At 61.7% G+C, this 16,664-nt stretch carries 13 protein-coding genes and 3 pseudogenes; 2 read left to right on the top strand and 14 right to left on the bottom strand.

Annotation, left to right across the window (positions count from 1 at the left end; translation table 11 throughout):
- Window positions 1-914, top strand: a pseudogene (locus tag GOAMI_RS16015) (Mu transposase domain-containing protein); the annotation flags it as partial.
- Window positions 911-1,756: pseudogene (istB, locus tag GOAMI_RS16010) on the top strand (IS21-like element helper ATPase IstB). The pseudogenes GOAMI_RS16015 and istB, both read left to right, overlap by 4 nt.
- Window positions 1,757-2,062: 306 nt before the next feature.
- On the opposite strand, the gene GOAMI_RS16000 reads toward istB, so the two are convergent.
- The 14 genes and pseudogenes from GOAMI_RS16000 to GOAMI_RS15935 form a co-directional block, all read right to left on the bottom strand.
- On the bottom strand, window positions 2,063-3,121 hold the full coding sequence (locus GOAMI_RS16000) for a BtrH N-terminal domain-containing protein (protein WP_006437593.1): 1,059 nt from the start codon (window positions 3,119-3,121) through the stop codon (window positions 2,063-2,065).
- A 115-nt stretch (window positions 3,122-3,236) separates the two neighbouring features.
- A complete protein-coding gene (locus GOAMI_RS15995; RefSeq protein WP_006437592.1) occupies window positions 3,237-3,911 on the bottom strand; it encodes a transglutaminase-like domain-containing protein in 675 nt (224 codons plus the stop codon).
- On the bottom strand, window positions 3,908-5,107 hold the full coding sequence (locus tag GOAMI_RS15990; RefSeq protein WP_006437591.1) for an NAD(P)/FAD-dependent oxidoreductase: 1,200 nt from the start codon (window positions 5,105-5,107) through the stop codon (window positions 3,908-3,910). Before GOAMI_RS15990 ends, GOAMI_RS15995 begins: the two co-directional genes overlap by 4 nt.
- Complete coding sequence (locus GOAMI_RS15985; RefSeq protein WP_006437590.1) at window positions 5,104-6,495, bottom strand: cytochrome P450; 1,392 nt, start codon at window positions 6,493-6,495, stop codon at window positions 5,104-5,106. The genes GOAMI_RS15990 and GOAMI_RS15985 overlap by 4 nt, the downstream gene beginning before the upstream one ends.
- Before the next feature lie 25 nt (window positions 6,496-6,520).
- Window positions 6,521-6,841, bottom strand: a complete 321-nt coding sequence (locus tag GOAMI_RS15980; RefSeq protein WP_006437589.1) for a 2Fe-2S iron-sulfur cluster-binding protein — start codon at window positions 6,839-6,841, stop codon at window positions 6,521-6,523.
- A gap of 141 nt (window positions 6,842-6,982) precedes the next feature.
- A pseudogene (locus GOAMI_RS15975) lies at window positions 6,983-7,384 on the bottom strand (helix-turn-helix domain-containing protein); the annotation flags it as partial.
- 782 nt (window positions 7,385-8,166) lie between these two features.
- Window positions 8,167-9,807, bottom strand: coding sequence for a long-chain fatty acid--CoA ligase (locus GOAMI_RS15970; RefSeq protein ID WP_006437587.1), 1,641 nt, complete (start codon window positions 9,805-9,807; stop codon window positions 8,167-8,169).
- A 29-nt stretch (window positions 9,808-9,836) separates the two neighbouring features.
- Window positions 9,837-10,526 carry a hypothetical protein gene (locus GOAMI_RS15965; RefSeq protein WP_006437586.1) on the bottom strand — a complete coding sequence of 230 codons (690 nt, stop codon included), beginning with the start codon at window positions 10,524-10,526 and terminating at the stop codon, window positions 9,837-9,839.
- Between the two features lie 47 nt (window positions 10,527-10,573).
- Window positions 10,574-11,530 carry an MlaD family protein gene (locus GOAMI_RS15960; protein WP_006437585.1) on the bottom strand — a complete coding sequence of 319 codons (957 nt, stop codon included), beginning with the start codon at window positions 11,528-11,530 and terminating at the stop codon, window positions 10,574-10,576.
- A complete protein-coding gene (locus tag GOAMI_RS15955; RefSeq protein WP_006437584.1) occupies window positions 11,527-12,570 on the bottom strand; it encodes an MlaD family protein in 1,044 nt (347 codons plus the stop codon). The genes GOAMI_RS15960 and GOAMI_RS15955 overlap by 4 nt, the downstream gene beginning before the upstream one ends.
- Entirely contained in the window at window positions 12,567-13,628 is a 1,062-nt protein-coding gene (locus GOAMI_RS15950; RefSeq protein WP_006437583.1) for an MlaD family protein, read from the bottom strand. The genes GOAMI_RS15955 and GOAMI_RS15950 overlap by 4 nt, the downstream gene beginning before the upstream one ends.
- Complete coding sequence (locus tag GOAMI_RS15945) at window positions 13,622-14,617, bottom strand: MlaD family protein (protein ID WP_006437582.1); 996 nt, start codon at window positions 14,615-14,617, stop codon at window positions 13,622-13,624. Before GOAMI_RS15945 ends, GOAMI_RS15950 begins: the two co-directional genes overlap by 7 nt.
- Window positions 14,614-15,627 (bottom strand): MlaD family protein, encoded by a 1,014-nt coding sequence (locus tag GOAMI_RS15940; RefSeq protein ID WP_006437581.1) that lies wholly within the window; start codon window positions 15,625-15,627, stop codon window positions 14,614-14,616. Before GOAMI_RS15940 ends, GOAMI_RS15945 begins: the two co-directional genes overlap by 4 nt.
- Window positions 15,624-16,661, bottom strand: coding sequence for an MlaD family protein (locus GOAMI_RS15935; RefSeq protein WP_006437580.1), 1,038 nt, complete (start codon window positions 16,659-16,661; stop codon window positions 15,624-15,626). The genes GOAMI_RS15940 and GOAMI_RS15935 overlap by 4 nt, the downstream gene beginning before the upstream one ends.
- Between the last annotated feature and the right edge of the window lie 3 nt (window positions 16,662-16,664).

The raw sequence follows: 16,664 nt of genomic DNA, 5'->3' as shown, positions 1-16,664 counted from the left end.
GACAGCTTTCCTACTTGTCGGGTCGTTGGCACATTCAGGGATGTGGCGTGGCTACCTGGCCCCGGATATGACCCGCCCGCAGGTGATCGCGGACTCGATCGCATCACCCGCCGACTCGGTGGCGTGACGAAGTCGTGGCGGTTTGACCGGATGGCCACCGTCTGTCACCCGGCCAGCGGCGAGGTGACCGCCGAGTTCGCCGCGGTCGCCAAATACTACGGGGTGTCAGTCGCAGTGTGCCCGCCCCGACGCGGCAACCGCAAAGGTGTGGTGGAGAAGTCCAATCACACTGCAGCACAACGCTGGTGGCGCACTCTTCCTGACGAGACAACGGTGGAGGCCGCGCAAACCGGCCTGGACACGTTCTGCCGCACCCGTTCGGATGCGCGGATACGGCCGACCGCCGATGGGCGGGCATCGGTGATCACGGCCGCCGCCCGTGAACCCCTGACCGCGCCGCCAGCAGCCCCGTATCCGGCGATCCTGACCGAAACCCGGCAGGTCTCCCGGCAGGCGTTGGTCGCCTGGCGGGGCAACCAGTACTCGGTACCGCCGGAGATCGCGATGAGTGAGGTCACCGGGCGAGAAGCGCTCGGCGACGACCATATCGACATCGCTACCGCCTCCGGGATCGTGATCGCCCGCCACCGGCTGGCCGCCCCGGGTTCGGGCGCCCAGGTCCGTGACCACGGTCACGTCATAGCGCTGGAAACCCTAGTGCTCGGCCCGCTTCAGGCGGTGGGCGTCCGCATCGCCGCAAGGAACGAATCCCGCCCGGAGAAGCCGCACGCGCCGCCGCACAAGCATTGCGCGACAAAATCTCTGGTCACGCCACCACCACCGATGCAACGGCCCCGGTGATCGATCTCGCCGTCTACGAACGTGCCGCACAGAACAGGAACACTCTGCCATGACCACGAAGAACACCTCCACTGCCTCTCCCACCGAGCCGCAATCGCCAGCAGCGGTCTCGGTGGATCAACAACTGCGCGGTCATCTGGCCACCCTCAAGCTCGATGCGGCTGCCCAGGCGCTTCCTGGGGTGCTGCAAACCGCCACCGACGAAGCCTGGACGATGACGCAGGCCCTGGAGCATCTGTTGGCGATCGAGGTCGACGCCACCGACGCCCGCCGACTGGCCGGCCGCCTACGGTTCGCGTGCCTGCCCACCACCGCGACGCTGGACTCGTTCGACTACGACGCCGCTCCCGGCGTGGACGCGGCTCTGGTCCGCGAACTGGGCACCTGCGCCTATCTCGAGTCGGCGACCAACGTGTTGCTCGTCGGGCCGCCGGGCACCGGAAAAACTCACCTCGCCGTCGGGTTGGCCCACGCTGCGGCGCATGCCGGCTACCGCACCTACGTGACTACCGCCGCTGATCTGGCCGCCCGCTGCCACAAAGCTGCGATCGAGGGCCGGTGGGCCACCACCATGCGGTTCTTCGCCGGCCCAACTCTTTTGGTGATTGACGAACTGGGCTACCTGCCGTTGCCCGCCGAAGCAGCCTCGCCCTGTTTCAGGTTGTGGCGCAACGGTATTTGAAGACCTCGATCGTGATCACCACCAACCGATCGGTCGCCGAATGGGGCGAAGTCCTCGGCGACACCACCGTCGCCGCCGCCATGCTCGACCGGCTCCTGCACCGCTCAGTCGTCATCAAACTCGACGGCGATTCCTACCGCCTACGCGACCAACCACGCCCGCACCCAAAACCAGCGCACCGCCACCACACCAACCCGACGGACGCTACAGTAGGAGCCGCCCACGGGTGGGGAGTTCAGTGAGCACATCTGGGGAAGCTTCTTGAGCCTCGTCACACGGGGGACACGCCAATGCGGTCTGGACTTCAGACATCACCTATCTGACCTGCGGTGAAGGCGATATGTACCCGTGTGTGATCAAAGATGAGCACTCCCTAGCGCGTGTTGGTCGCGTAACCACGCTCCACTATGCGGGGGAACCTCACACCACTCATAACTGTTCTCATCGTGGAGTATCCGATTCCCCGACGGGTCACCGAGATCCGATTGGGGTCGCCGACACATTGATAGTTCCGTTCTTCTAAACGGCGGACCTTAGGGATCTGGCGGCGGAGTCCAGTGAGGTGGCGAGGCTCGACTCAGTGTCAGTTAGGACTGCCGCGGCCTCGATGACGTGGTCGAGCCGGGTAGCAGCGGTTGAGCCCTTGTGTACGGCCGCCTGAGCGACTGCTGTCCATGCTGCAGCCGCTCGGTGAGCATCTCTGGCGAGGTCGCTGGTTGCAGCGTCGCCTGTCAGGCGGGCGATGTCGTCGCAGCCACACGCGAGTAGTCGTCGGAACAGGCCACCACCCGTACCTGCCTTCTCGATGAATGCACCGAGACTGAATAGGTGGACTTCGAGCACGTCGGTGGGCAGCTCATGCCAGAGCATCACGTCAGAGGATAGTGCTAGGGCTGCGTCTATTCCGTGTGTCCCAGAGTGTTCGACAGGGCCGGCGATCGTGGATCCTGCGGGCGCGCGCATGCATGCCGCAGATTGCGCGAACGCCTCCGCAGCCACGACGGCGATTGACGGTAGCGCCTCGGGCCAGTCAATGCGGAAGAGCGTATGTCGGGTCGGCTCGGGGAAGGTCATCGAGCGTCGGGCTCGCGCCAGCGCGTCGAAGGGAACCTGTTGAATTTCGACGCGATCGTTGTCTGCGACGTAAGCGATTTCTGCGTCGCTGTCGTAGCCCACTATGACGATATCGTGGCGACTCATGCGCAACTGAACGCGCAGGTAGGGCAATTCAGCAATTTCGGCCCACACGAGCGCGGGCCGGCCGCGGTCGAGTTCGTCGCGGACGAGATCCCACCCTAGCTGGGGATCGTCGGTGGACCGGACCTCCACCGTAGCGCCGAGACGGCGGGGGAGGTCCATCTCGAAGTCAGGACCACGTCCTACCAGATACAACGGCGGCACGAGGGCGTCGGTGCGAACATACGTGAGCGAGAGTGCTCCGCCCAGAGCGAACACCAGACCCTCGTTCGGTGGCCCGTCGAAGCCTAGTCCCGCCCACTCCATCAAGTCGCGCATCGCGCTGGAGCCGCAATGGCCGCCCATCCGGTGTGGATAGGTGTCGAGCAACGACTCGGACATTGTCATGGTCTCCCTAGTGGTGGTGGACACTGTGGCGACGGGATCTGGCCGACAGGTGGTGGCACGGGTGTTCGAGCGGGCAGTGACCTGCGGCGGTAGCCCGCCGGAGCGCACACTATGCGCGGAATGCGTCGGACGGAGCTGGCCGTCCCGAGAAGATCAGAGGGCCGTAGGCATGCCGCAGGCCCGCCAGGATTTCCTCGAGGGGCAAGTCGTTGTAGACGCCGCGTTCGTGCACGTACTCCATGAGCGCGGAGCCGTCCGCCGCGTGCGCGTGAAACAACGCGTCGCGATCGCCGGTGAAGTCGATAGGTGGGACCCCGAATCGAGTGCACAATTCAATGTTGAACGCGGGTGTAGCTTTCAACCAGCGCCCCTCGATGTAGACGTGGCTGTATCCGTGATATACGAAGACGTCGGTTCCCATGAGTTCGCGCAGCGCGTCGGTCTGCAGATGATTGCGTACATCGGCGAAGCCGAGCCGGGCCGGTATGTTTGCAGCGCGGAACGCGGCTGTCAGTACGACCGCTTTGGGTACGCAGTACCCACGTCCGGACTCGATGACATGGCTGGCCCGGTAATGATCGGGCTTGTCAGAGACGGTGTAGGGGTCGTAACGGATCTGGTCTCGGACTGCGGCGAAGAGGCGCCGCGCCTTCTCGCGATCGGTGTCCGCGTCGCCGACCGCGTCTTGGGTGAAGGCCTGCACGGTCGCGTGATGGATGTCGAGGAAGGTCGATGCTGTGAGCGCCGCCGCCGGCCTTTCCGCTGCCGCGGGTGATGTGGTCATGGTGTGGCTCCGATCAGTTCGGACCTGTCGAGCGACGAACGCTGTGCGATCGTACGCTTCGCGTTCATGAAATCCTTGGGTCTGTTGACGCAGTCCGCGGCGATCAGCTCGCCGTCGTTGAAGTAGTAACAGGTGAAGTCACGGTCGTGGTCAGGGTCACCGCTGACCAGTACCTCGTCGTACCCGGTGTTGAGCCCGGCGATCTGCAGCTTCAGATCGTATTGATCGGACCAGAACCAAGGCAGCGCGGTGAGACCGGCTTCGTTGCCGCAGATGGTCGCTGCCGCGACCTTGGCCTGCTCGGTGGCGGCCGCCACACATTCGAGGCGGACGCGCCTGTCGTACCGTGCGATCCGTTGGTTGACGCAGTCGCCGGCGGCGACGATGTCGGGGTCGCTGGTGCGTGCATGGTCGTCGACGATGACTCCGTCGTCAACCTCGAGGCCCGCGGCGACCGCGAGATCCGTGTTGGGAATGATGCCGACACCGACGATGACGAGGTCCGCGGCCAGGGTCTCACCGTCGGCGAGGACCACCTCTTCGACTCGCCCCTCCCCGCGAAAACCCTCGACCAACGCGCTGGTGCGAACATCGACACCCTCGGTCCGGTGGATACGGTCGAAAAACCTCGAGACCACCGGCGCGGTCACCCGCTCGAGCACGCGTTCCGCAGCCTCGAGAACAGTGACGTTCACACCCAGAGCTCGAAGTGAGGCGGCCGTCTCCAGGCCGATATAGCCGCCGCCGACGATGACGGCCCGGCAACCTGGCACCACCGCGGCACGGATGGCCTCGACGTCGGTGGCAGTGCGCAAGTAGTGGACGCCCGTCAACTCGGCGCCCGGAACGGTCAGCGTGCGGGCGCGCGCGCCGGTGCACAGTGCCAGCGTGGCGTAAGACACCACGTCTCCACTGCTGAGGGTGACGGTGTGCGCGGAACGGTTGATCGCCGTCGCCGTTCCGTCCACGAGCTCGATCCGCTGCTTGTCGTAGAACTGACGTCCGCGGATCGCGCAGTCATCAAGCTGTGATGCACCTGCCAGGTATGCCTTGGACAGCGGTGGACGCTGGTAGGGGAGCCTGCCCTCGTCGCCGATCAGCAAGACATCCCCGGCCCATTTCTCCTTTCGGAGAGCGCCCGCGAGTTGGACGCCGGCGTGGCTCGCGCCGAGGATGACGACCTGATCAGCCGTCACATTTCCCCCTTGGGGGTCAGGCGAACCATCATCTTGCTGATCCCACGGACAAAGTTCGATTGCACGTACTCCGGCTCACCCACCACCTCGATGTTGTCGAAGCGAGGGAGGAGCTCCTCCCACAGGATGCGTAGCTGGAGCTCGGCGAGCCGGTTGCCCATGCAGCGGTGTACACCGAAACCGAACGCGATGTGGTTGCGGGCGTTGGCCCGGTCGATGATGAGCTCGTCTGGACGCTCGAAGACGCGCTCGTCTCGGTTGCCCGAGGCGTACCACATCACCACCTTGTCACCCTTGCGGATGAACTGGCCGCCGAGCATGACGTCCTTCTTGGCGACCCTGCGCATGTAGGCAAGAGGGGTCTGCCAGCGGATGATCTCCGACACCGCGTTGGGGATGAGGTCGGGGTTGGCCTTGAGCTTCTCGAACTGCTCGGGGTATTCGTTGAGGGCCAGCACTCCGCCGCTCATGGAGTTGCGGGTCGTGTCGTTGCCGCCGACGATCAGCAGCACGAGGTTGCCGAGGAACTCCATGGGGCGATCGTCGAGGAGGTTCTTGGTGTCCTCGTTGCTCTGCAGCATGGTGATGAGGTCGAAGCCAGGCTCTTCGCCAGCCACGGTACGTGCCGCCTTGTCCCGCCACAGCGAACTCAGGCCTTGCGCCATCGCGACCATCTCACGGAAGACCTTGTCGTTGTCCGAGGGGCCGCCGTTGGCCTGCTCCATCGAGGTCGCGAGGTCGGACCATTCGACCAGCTTGTGCCGCTTCTCGTAAGGGAAGTCAAGTAGCGTCGCGAGCATGCGTGCAGTGAGTTCGATCGACACAGTCTGGACCCAGTCAAACGGCTCGTTGAGTGGGAGGCCGTCGAGGACTTCGCGGACGCGCGCGCGGATGAGCCCCTCCATCTCGCGAAGGTTCTTCGGAGCCACCACGCCCTGCACTGCGGCGCGTTGCTTGTCGTGCCGGGGTGGATCCATCGCGATGAACATCGCGATGTCCATGAAACGCGGGGGCCTGCCGATGATGATGAACGGTTCGGCGGAGAACGCCTCGTGATTCTTGTCGACCGCGATGATGTCGGCGTGTCGCGTGACCGACCAGAACGGACCGAACGGGCTCTCCGAACGGAAGTGCACCGGCGCCTCGTTGCGGACACGCTCGAAGTACGAGCGCCACATACCCTGGCGATACAGGAACGGGTTGCTCAGGTCGATTTCGGCGAGATCGACCTCGTCCACCGGCGGGATCGGGGTCTCGGTGAAGATCTTCTGGCCGTCGGTCCTTGTGACGATTCGGCGGGTCTTGTCATAGACATGCGCGCCTCGGATCTGAAGGTCGATCGGGATCATTGATTGCGCCTTCTCGGCGACGGTGGTTGCGATGCTCATGATTGCATTCCTTCGTCGTTGCGGGTCAGAGTTGGAATTCTGGGAGGCGAACAGTCAGGCCGTCCCACTCCTCAGTCGCGATCATCTGGCAGGACAGCCGCGAGGTCTCTTCCCGTTCCGGATGCATGCTCAGCATCTCTTCCTCGCCCTCGCCGCTGTGCCCGACGGTCTTGATCCACGCCGGGTCGACAATGACGTGACACGTACCGCAGGCCGCTTCGCCACCACAATCACCGTCGATGCCGGGGATCGCTTCGTCGACGGCGGTCTGCATGAGCGACTTTCCCTCCACGAGATCGACTTTGTAGTCGTCTCCGTCGTGGGTGGTGTATGTGATCGTGGCCATGGCCACCTCCTTGCACGTATGAGGTTCCCCTTAAGTGTGTATGGGCGAATCCGACCGATCCATGTGCAAACGTTGCAATCTGTTGTTAATTTGGCTCACAAGATCCGGGACTGTCGATAAGGGGTCAGTTTCCGGCCGCCGTTGACACCAGTCCCACTGGGTTTCGGCGCCCGGCGGATGCTCGATCACCGTATTGGCCCGGTCGGTCGCGGTTGCACAGTCGGTGCATACCGGACGCAAGTCGCGCGCCCGGATCTGCCGGGTCAACGTTTGATATGACTGCCGGTAGCCGAGGTCCTCGAGTTCGTCGCACAACGTGCGCGCCCACAGATGCGGATCCTCCATCAGCCGCGCGGTCACGTAGTCGACAAACTCGCCGAACGGATCGACCTGGGGTTTGGCCCGGACTCCCGGCGTGGTCGTCTCGTTGAGATAGTTGCGGATCGTGCGACGGTTGCAGCCCAGGTGCCGGGCAATCGCCGAGATCGTCCATCCCTGCTTTCGCAGGGCATGTGCTTCCACGGATTCTCCTTGTGTGAGCATGAACGAGCGGGTCTCCCTCGAAGGCAGATGTGTGGTCAGAGACCATCAGCATCGAGGAAGGCCCGCCCTTGTAGGCGGTGCCACACAAGTGAGCAGTTTCAGTTAGCAGGACTGGGCAGTTTCAATGAGCGCCGTCACTGGTGCCGGCGGGGGCGATGGCGCCCAGTCGTGACGCCGACCGCTACTTCGTCCAGGACAAGTCATGCGCTTCGGCTGTGGGTGTGGGGTTGGTTTAGGAGGTGAGTCGGACGGTGAGTGTGCGGACATGGCTCATCGGTGTGGCCTCGTCGAGTACGTGTTGCGACATACGTTTCGAGCCCCCGCGCACCAAAAGACCGCCCCGCGGCAGAAGCCACGGGGCGGTGTGTTCTTCTGTGAAGCGCTCAAGCGGTAGCTTCGTCTGATCCGGACTCGATCGATCCGGTGACCAGTTCGCCGACGATGTCGGTAATGATTGCGCCCACGATAGCCTCGGCCATGATGGTGCCCCTTCGATGTTGTGTGCTGATGACTGCGAATGTGGAGCGCTGGCTGCGATGTCCACCTCGCAAACTCTACGACGCTCGATAAAACGGCGCCCAACGAACGATGAGTGAGAGATGAATGGCCGCGCAATTCCCAGTGACGGTGCTGTCTGTCCCACCGGGGCCATCGGGCAGACGCATCGCTCCAACAAATACGTGCCCACCGAACGCTGAGGACGTTCGGTGGGCACATCTGTGCCTTACCTCGGCGGTGTCCTATCTCGGCCAGTGCGGACGCGAAGCCGACCCCGTGCGGCGCTAGTTCGATACAACCGACAGCTCGCCCTGCTCATGCTTCGCGCGCAACACCTTCTTGTCGAACTTGCCCACGCTCGTCCGTGGTATCTGCTCCACGAACGTCCAGTTCTTCGGGATCCACCAGTGCGGGATCTCCTCCGGGCAATTTCTTAGGCACCACTCGTGGAGCGTGTCAGCCGACACTTCGCGACCCGGTGCCGGAACCACAACAGCGAGAGCTGTCTCCTGCCATCGGGGGTCGGGCATCGCGACAACCGCGGCCTCGGCGACATCCGGGTGCGACATGATCCAGTTCTCGAGCTCCACTGACGAGATCCATTCGCCCCCGGACTTGATGACGTCCTTGGACCGGTCGGTCAGCGTCAGATACCCGTCCGGACTGATGTGTCCCACGTCGCCGGTCCGCAACCAGCCATCCCGAAACCTCTCGGTGTCCTCGAGTCGGTAGTAGCTGCCTGTGACCCACGGACCCCGCACTTCGAGTTCACCGACGGACTTGTCGTCACGGGGAACAGGCAGGCCGCCCTCGTCGATGAGGCGCATCTCCACCCCGCAAATTGCCCGTCCCTGTCGCTTGCGGTAAGACATTTCCTTTGTGGGGCTGATCCCGGCGGGAGGCCGACCTACCGCTGCAAGCGGGGACGTCTCAGTCATACCCCACGCCTGAATAATCTGTACGCCGAAGCGGTCCGCAAACCCCTCGATCAACGACTGCGGGACGGGAGCTCCACCACAGGCGACAAGGTCGATCGATGACAAGTCGACACCCGGATTCGCGATACCGTACTGAAGAAGATCGTTCCAGATTGTCGGTACTGCTCCTGCCTTCGTGGGGCGATGTTGTTGGATCATGTCAGCGAGCGGCGCTGCTTGAAGGTATCGATCAGGCATCAGCAAGTCCGCGCCGGCCATCAGCGACGCGTAGGGCAGACCCCAGGCGCTGGCATGAAACATCGGCACGACGGGAAGTACACGATCGGCTTCTGCGATCGCCAGAGCGTTACCGGTACACGCTGCCATGGAGTGCAGAAACACCGAGCGATGACTGTAGACGACCCCCTTGGGATCGCCTGTAGTGCCGCTCGTATAACACATACCCGCAGCCGACCGCTCGTCGGGATCGACCCAAGAGAACACTGGGGATTCCGCTGCGAGCGCGTCATGATATCGCATCACGGTCACGCCGTGCCCGTCGAGCGGGGAGGTGTCGCCGTCGCCGGTAACGAACACAACCCGAACCGTCGCCAAGCCCGGTAGGACCGCCGCCAACAACGGAACCAGCGACCCGTCCACGATAATGACCTTGTCTTCGGCGTGGTTCGCGATGAACTGCAGCTGAGCCGGTGACAACCGGATGTTCAGCGTATGCAGCACCGCGCCCATCGCGGGTACCGCAGCGTACGCTTCGAGGTGCTCCTGGTTGTTCCACAGCATCGTTGCCACGCGGTCGTCGCCGACCACGCCGACCCGACGCAGAGCATTCGCCAGACGTGCGCATCGCTCTTCAAGATCGCCGTAGGTCGCATACCGGGCAGAGCCGTTCACGGAATAGGTAATCACCTGCCTAACAGTGTGATTGGTTGCGACGTGGCGCAGTATCGATGACACTGTCATCGGCACCTCCTGCATGGTGCTTTTCATCTAACTCTCCTTTCGCGGCGGACGCTGGATCATTCAGCAGGTCCGTAATCCTGGATCTGCCAGCCGTTATCGGTCTTCAGCACGACGACTTTCAACAGTGTGGGGAGTTCGCTCGGCTGAGGGTTCTGAACATTCTGGGTCTTCTGGGTGGCGAAGACCAGCACCGTGTATTCCCCCCGGTTCTCGCTGGCGCTGCCGGTGACGCTGGTCGCCAGTACGCGTCCCGACGCTTGGACCTTGGCCTGTTCCATGATTTGGGTCAAGGTGGGTTCGACATCGTCGTATCGCTTGACCAACGCATCGCTGGCATTCTCTTTCACTTCGGTAAAGAATGCGTCGGTGTTTTGGTAGCTGTACGTGAGCGACTTTGTGGTGTAGTCCGATGCTGCCTGCGCTGCCTGCGCTCGTTGTGTGGCAGCGTCCTCCAGGGACGTCTTTGCTTGCCGCATGTCAATGTAGAGGTAAGCAAAGAGCCCGGCCAGCACCGCGAGTACTACCACGAGAGCACCGACGGCCACCACCTGGAGGCGTGCTGATCCCCAGCGCTGCTCGGCGACGGACGTCGGGGGGCTTGCCTCGTCCGAGGCGGAAACGTCCTGTGACGTCGCAGATTCTGCAGCACTAGTGGCGTCGCCGCGATCTGCCTTATCGGAAGCCGCAGTCAGCTCATTTTCGGTGCCGCTGTCCTCGGATTCTGATCCGTTGTCGTGTGCCGTCATTTGCTGCCTTCTGTAAATGCTGGGGTAGGGGGGGTAGACATCGGGCGTCAGCGAGGTGATGGTGTGACGGCGATCGGGATCTGCGCCTGCCCCCGATGGGACGCGGGGAATGTTCGAGCCAGAAGATCACCGATCGATCCGAAGTCGATATATGTGTCTGCGACTTTCGCCGTCGCCGGTTTGACCGCGCGGGTGATGGCGACAATGTCGGGCTGAAGTATCTGGATGTAACCGCTGAGCTTTTCCACTAGCTTCAGGATCGGCGGCCATTTGTCGTAGGACGTAGAGGTGAAAACGATGAACGCACGTTGGATTCTCGCCAAACCGTCGACGGCATCCGGGGTCCGGACCGACGCGGTACTGAGCACACCGCCCACGTTCGACATAAGGCCCAGGAGGAACTCGGCATTGTCCGCAGTGGTACGGACCGCACCGTCGTCACCGACGAAGTCCACGAGGCGGTGCATCATGTCTCCGATCGTGTCGAGGTCCTTTTGCCGGCCGTCGACTGCAGCCGAGATCGTTTCGTTGATGGACTCAATCGATGCTGGATCGAGCGCATCGGCCACTGCCGACAATTTCGGGAGCACCTGGGGAACGGATTGGGACACGTGGATGGCACTGGCGGACACTAGGTCCCCACTACGCAAGTACTCACTGGTGGTGGTACCCGGTGGGATGAAGTTGATGTATTGCTCTCCCGCGACCGAGAGGTTCTGGATCGTCATGACACTGCCGCGAGGAATCTTATAGCCGGAGTCGATGGACATGTCGACGGCGAGCTGATTATCTGTGACGCGAATAGATGTCACCTTGCCCACCGGCACCCCCTCTAGCATCACCGGCGATGTGTCGAGCAGGCCGCCCGAGCTCTCGAGTATGGCCGAGATCGTGTAGTCGGAGCGGAACGGGTTTACCCGTGCCACGTCGATGGTCAGGTATGTTGCTCCGACGAGGAAGACGACGACAAGGGCAACCAGGGATACGACGGTGCTGCGGATCATGGCATCATTCCGATCGCTCGCAATACGTTAATGAACGACCCGGCATCACGTCGCGCTAGATCTTGGCCGTCGATAGACACGTCGGAAACGTTGATATCTGGCGAGCTGACGAATGGGATGAGCTTCTCGCGTATTACACGCGTCGCCTTGTCAGAAACATCCTTGGAGTAGATGTCCGAGTACGCGATGGACGCGATTACCGGCGCGATCGCTCCTACCGTTTCCTTGATGCGGGAATACTCAGGGTCGACGATACGGCCGGCAGATACTGCGAAGTCGCGCAGGTTGGCGATAAGTAGCGCGACGTCAATTAGCGAGTAGCCCAGACCATAGAAGTTCACTCCCCCCTTGGTCAGCATTCGGTCAGTACCTGACGGGTCGGCCAGGATCACTTTCAGCGTGCGATCGGCCGACTGCAGGACTACGTCGAGTTTGTCGGTGTTGGCGGACACCTCAGACACGGTGCGCAACGTCGTGCGGTAAAGCGTATCGAATTGGGCGGGGTCACTCGGAAAGGTCGAGTTCAGTGTCGATATCGCGGTATGGATTTTATCGAGTTCACCCCCGCCCAGTACATTAGCCATACCCCGCATCACGTCCTCGACGTTGGCAGCCGGTTCGGTGCGTGAGAGAGGTATTACCGATCCCGCGTGCAGCAAGGCTTGGGTGGACTGCTGTGCGGGGGGAAGGATGGCCACATAAATCTCGCCCAGGAGAGTGTCTTGGCGGAGTTCCGCGCGCGAATCTTCCGGCAGTTGGGCGTCTTTATCAATTCGGGCGGCAACCAGCGCGTGGCCTCCGTCGTACGTGACGCTGGTGACGGCACCGACGTCAATCCCTCGAGAGAGGACTTTGGCACGGGCAGGCAAGTTCAGAGCACTCGTGAACTCGATCTCGATGTAGTAACCGTCTCGGGCGGATGATCCGCCGATGGTCGGCGGATTGTCGGCGTTGATGCTGCAGGCGGCGAGGGCGATGGTCGCTGCGAACAGCGTCACGATCGCGGCCGTGACACGGCGAAGGTAGCCGTAGGTCATCATTGAGATTGCCCTCCGATCAAGTTAGCGATCGTCGCCACTTCGTTACCCGTCCTGCAGACGCCGTTGACGGGGGGAGAGGCACACGCCGTTCTTAGGGTCTGCAGTGGGACAGACACGGCGAATGCCCGCAGGATCGACTTCGCATCCGGATGCTTGACGATGAGGTCAGCCGTTCGAGCGGCGACGGTCGCCAGGATGTTCTCTTGCTTGCCTACTTGCGCGAGGAGTGGAACCGCAGCATCACCAATTGCGAAGATCGGTGGACCGAAGTCGGACGCCAATCGCGACAGGATGGGGACGAAGGTACCTGCGTACTCTGTTGCGGCCCCGAATGTTTGACCGAAAGCAACAATCACCTCGATTGCGCCGACGAAGTTGTCGAACAGTTGGGTCACCTCAGCACTGTTCTCGGTGGCAACACCGGTTAAGGTCGCGAGGTTGGCTACAATTCTGCGTATCTGACCATCACGCCGGGTCGGATCGTTGATCAGCGTGGCCGAGTCCTTGAGAATGCCAGAGATATCGCCCTGGGTTCCCTCCATGTTCTTGGAGACGAGCGTGAGCGCCTGGAGAATCGCATCGGTGTTACGTCCGCCGTCCTTGACGAGTTCATCAGAAAGAGTGCTGATCGCGTCGAGCGTTTGACTAATCCCCAGTGGAGTCCTGGTTTTGTTCAGTGGTATGCACTTGGCCGACTCGTAATGCTCTCCGCCGCGATAGGGCTGGGTGAACTCGATTTGCCTTTCGGTGACAATCGAGGTGGACACCAGGGTGGCCCCCACATCCGCGGGAAGCGGCACGGTCTTGTCGATCCGCATGTCGACACGCACGCCCCTCTGGCCCTCCTCGTGAATGCCTACGACCCTGCCCACCTTCTTGCCGAGCATCGCGACGGAGTTGCCTTCGTACAGACCTGATGCGTCGGAAAACTCCGCACATAGTGGCCGCGTGTCGTCGTCGGCTGTCGCATAGTCGATTCCTACGGCCGCGATCACTACTGCCAGTGTGACGATGGTGGCGATCGGGATCAGATGCTGACGCATCCGCTCTGTCAGCATTTTTGATCACCACTCGGGATGCAGATGCGGACAGTCGGTTCAGGACTCGCTGGACCGACCTCTGGAGCGTCGAGAAAAATGCTCAGTCGTCTGGTGATCTGATCGACCTGGGTCAGCGCGTTTGCGTAGGCGGGCATCTGGGCCGACACCTTGTTCAGAAGGGTCTTGAACTGTTGTACCGATGGTTCTATTCCGTCGCGGTACGCGACAAGCGGTCGGGTCAGTAGCTTGAAAAGACGGCGCAGATAATCGAATCCGTTCTGGACGTTGGCGATGTCTGGTCCAAGGGTGCGGGCAAGGAAGCTGAGCTGGCGGAGGAAGTCCACGAGTACCTGCTTGCGGTTTGCGAGGGCGGCGACGTACTCATCGGACAACGTCATCGTCTTGTCGAGTTGTGCGTACTGACGTTGCAGTAGGTCCATCAGGCTGCTCGCGTTTTGCAGGGCATCAGGGATATTGGTGTTTCCGTCGGAGAAAGCATTCTGTAGCAGCGCCGCTGTGCGCCGTAGATCAACACCACGCACGTCACGGAACACCGGTGTGGTTGTCTCAAGCGTGCTGGAAATGTCGTAGGTGCTGCTTGTCTGCTCCAGTGGGATTGCACCGTCGAGGGCCGACGGGCCTGAACCTGGGTCGAGGTCCAATACACGTCCACCGATAGGGGTGATGAGACGGACGTTCGCCGTCGCGTCCGACCGAACGGCAATCGAGTCATCCAGCCGGAATCGCACGGTGATGAACGTTCCGGTCAGGTCGACTGACGCGACCTTGCCTTTCCTGATCCCGGCGATACGTACCTGGTCGCCGGCTTCCAATCCGCCGGTATTGACTAACTTGGCACTGTAGATAGTTTGTCCGGGCGGTGAGATGTACACAGCACCCGCCACGACGAGGCCGGCCACCGTGACCATCGTAACGACTCCCGCCAGGATGAGGTCGCGCCGACGCTGCGGGCGGTGATGCGGACGCTTATCGAAGAAGCGGGTCACTGGCACACCACCAGTCGTTGACCCATCAGGGCGATCTGCGCTGTTCTCGGTAGGTCGAGCACTCCTCGGGCGCACCCTGCCGCCGAGGACGAAGGTGTCGCTTTGGATGTAGCTTCCAGGGCGTCCAGGAGTGGCTTCAGGAGAACGGCACCGTTCAGTAAGCTTTCTGTATCCCCTGGCTCCCGCACCAATCTCTGATAAATGGCCGCGAAGCTGGTGTCGTAGGTCGACTCGATCTGCTCACCGGAGAGCACAGTCTTCGCCATCGAACGGTTGACCTCCCGCAGCGAGGCCCTCAGGCGATCGCTCACGCGGCTGAACGCATCGACGATTGACCCCAATTTGTCTATCAACTCGACCAGTTCGGCGGAGCGCCCCATCAACTGATCAGACACCTGTCCCAGGCTCGTCACAATGTTGGTGATGATCTCTGAACGCTGGTTCCCGTACTCGGTGATGTTCGCGACTTGCTTCATGACTGGTGCGATACCTCGACCGTCCCCCTGGGCGACCCGTAGCAGGTTCGACTGAAGCTCATTGATCTCGGCCGTATTCAATGTATCGAATACTGGTTTGAAACTGTTGAATAGTGTCGATACGTCGAACGACGGGACGGTCTTGTTGAGTGCCACCTGTGTGATCGACTCCTGGTCGGCGCCTTGTCCGGCATTGATGAGCTCCACATACCGCTGCCCCAGCAGGTTTTGGTAACGGACGGCGGCAGTCGTCGCGGGGGTAATCGAGACGCCGTCGTCCAGTTGGAAACGGACGATCGCTGTTGATCCCTTCAGGTCGACAGCCGTTACATATCCCACCTTCACTCCAGCGAGTCGTACCCCGTCGCGGGGCTTGAGTCCGGAAGCGTCGGCAAAAACCGCGGAACGCTGCGAACTGGAGGATCCTTCGTTGGTCGGCTGCAGAATCGCGATGATGACATATGTAAGGACGCCGATGACAGCGGTGAACGCGGTGATCTTAATGATTGTGGGTGTCAGAGACCTCAGAGTCATCCCGTGGGCCCCCCCATTCTCAATGCGCTTTGTAGAGCAGGTGAGGTCTGGACCACCAGTGCTAGCTGGAGCTGGACTCGGTCGCCGAATTTCGGCAAGGCTTTGTCGATGCCATCGAGGATCTGCGGGATCGTGTACACCGTGCGAACGAGCCCCGAGGCGGATCTGGCGACGGGCCGCGCTAGGTCAAGGCCGACGTCTAACAGCGAACTCAGGGCCGGGTAATTCTTGTCGAGCAGTCCGCCGAGTGCACCGAACAGAACCTTTCCCGTGTCGCCGAGATTGCTTTTCGTGCGATCGATGTTTTGTTGAGTGGCGAAAAAGTCAGCGATATCGACGTTCTTCAAGACGCCAGGGACGAACGGCGTCATGAAGTCGGCGACTCCGGTGGACAGATTGGCTGCAATTTCTAGGTCCTCCCCGACCGGCCGTTTCTGGACATCCCGCGTGAGCTTCGCGATCTGGAATACGAGTTTTCCGCTATCAGCCATTGCCTGCGAATCCTCGACGATGAACCTCACCACCGCTTCAAATGAGGGCTGGTCCAGTGCCTCGACCAGCGTGGAGATCTTCCTAACAAGTGTTGACACCGAGGTCTGTTCAGACTGCAACCTGCTTACGTAGACACTCCCGCCGGAACCGATGGGCGGTCCGTGTCCAGGATCCACGATCTCCAGTGCCGTCGGTCCCAGTGCGTTTGCCGAGGTGTAATTCACCGTCATGCCCTGCCGGAGATCTAGATCGTTGCCGGAACCGGTGAAGTTGATTCTGACCGTCGCGCCACGGTCTCGAACCGAGATGCTCGAGACCTCGCCCACGGTGAACCCAAGGTACTTCACCTCCGATCCCCCCTTCAATCCGTCGCCTATCGCGTCGGTGTTGATGGTCAACGACGTGTGATCGCTGAAGTCACCGTTAGCGTCACTTATCAGTAAGTAGGCAGCTATCGCGCCGAGGATTAAGAGGGCGACCCCCCGAAGGACTAGGTTCCCGTGCGATGGTTCGCGCCCGGACGGATCATGAAAGACAGCCACTGA

Origin of the sequence: Gordonia amicalis NBRC 100051 = JCM 11271, assembly GCF_000332995.1 — a bacterium.
GTDB classification, from domain to species: domain Bacteria; phylum Actinomycetota; class Actinomycetes; order Mycobacteriales; family Mycobacteriaceae; genus Gordonia; species Gordonia amicalis.
Note: the sequence above shows the minus strand (reverse complement) of the source record. Positions and strands in the feature narration are given on the sequence as shown.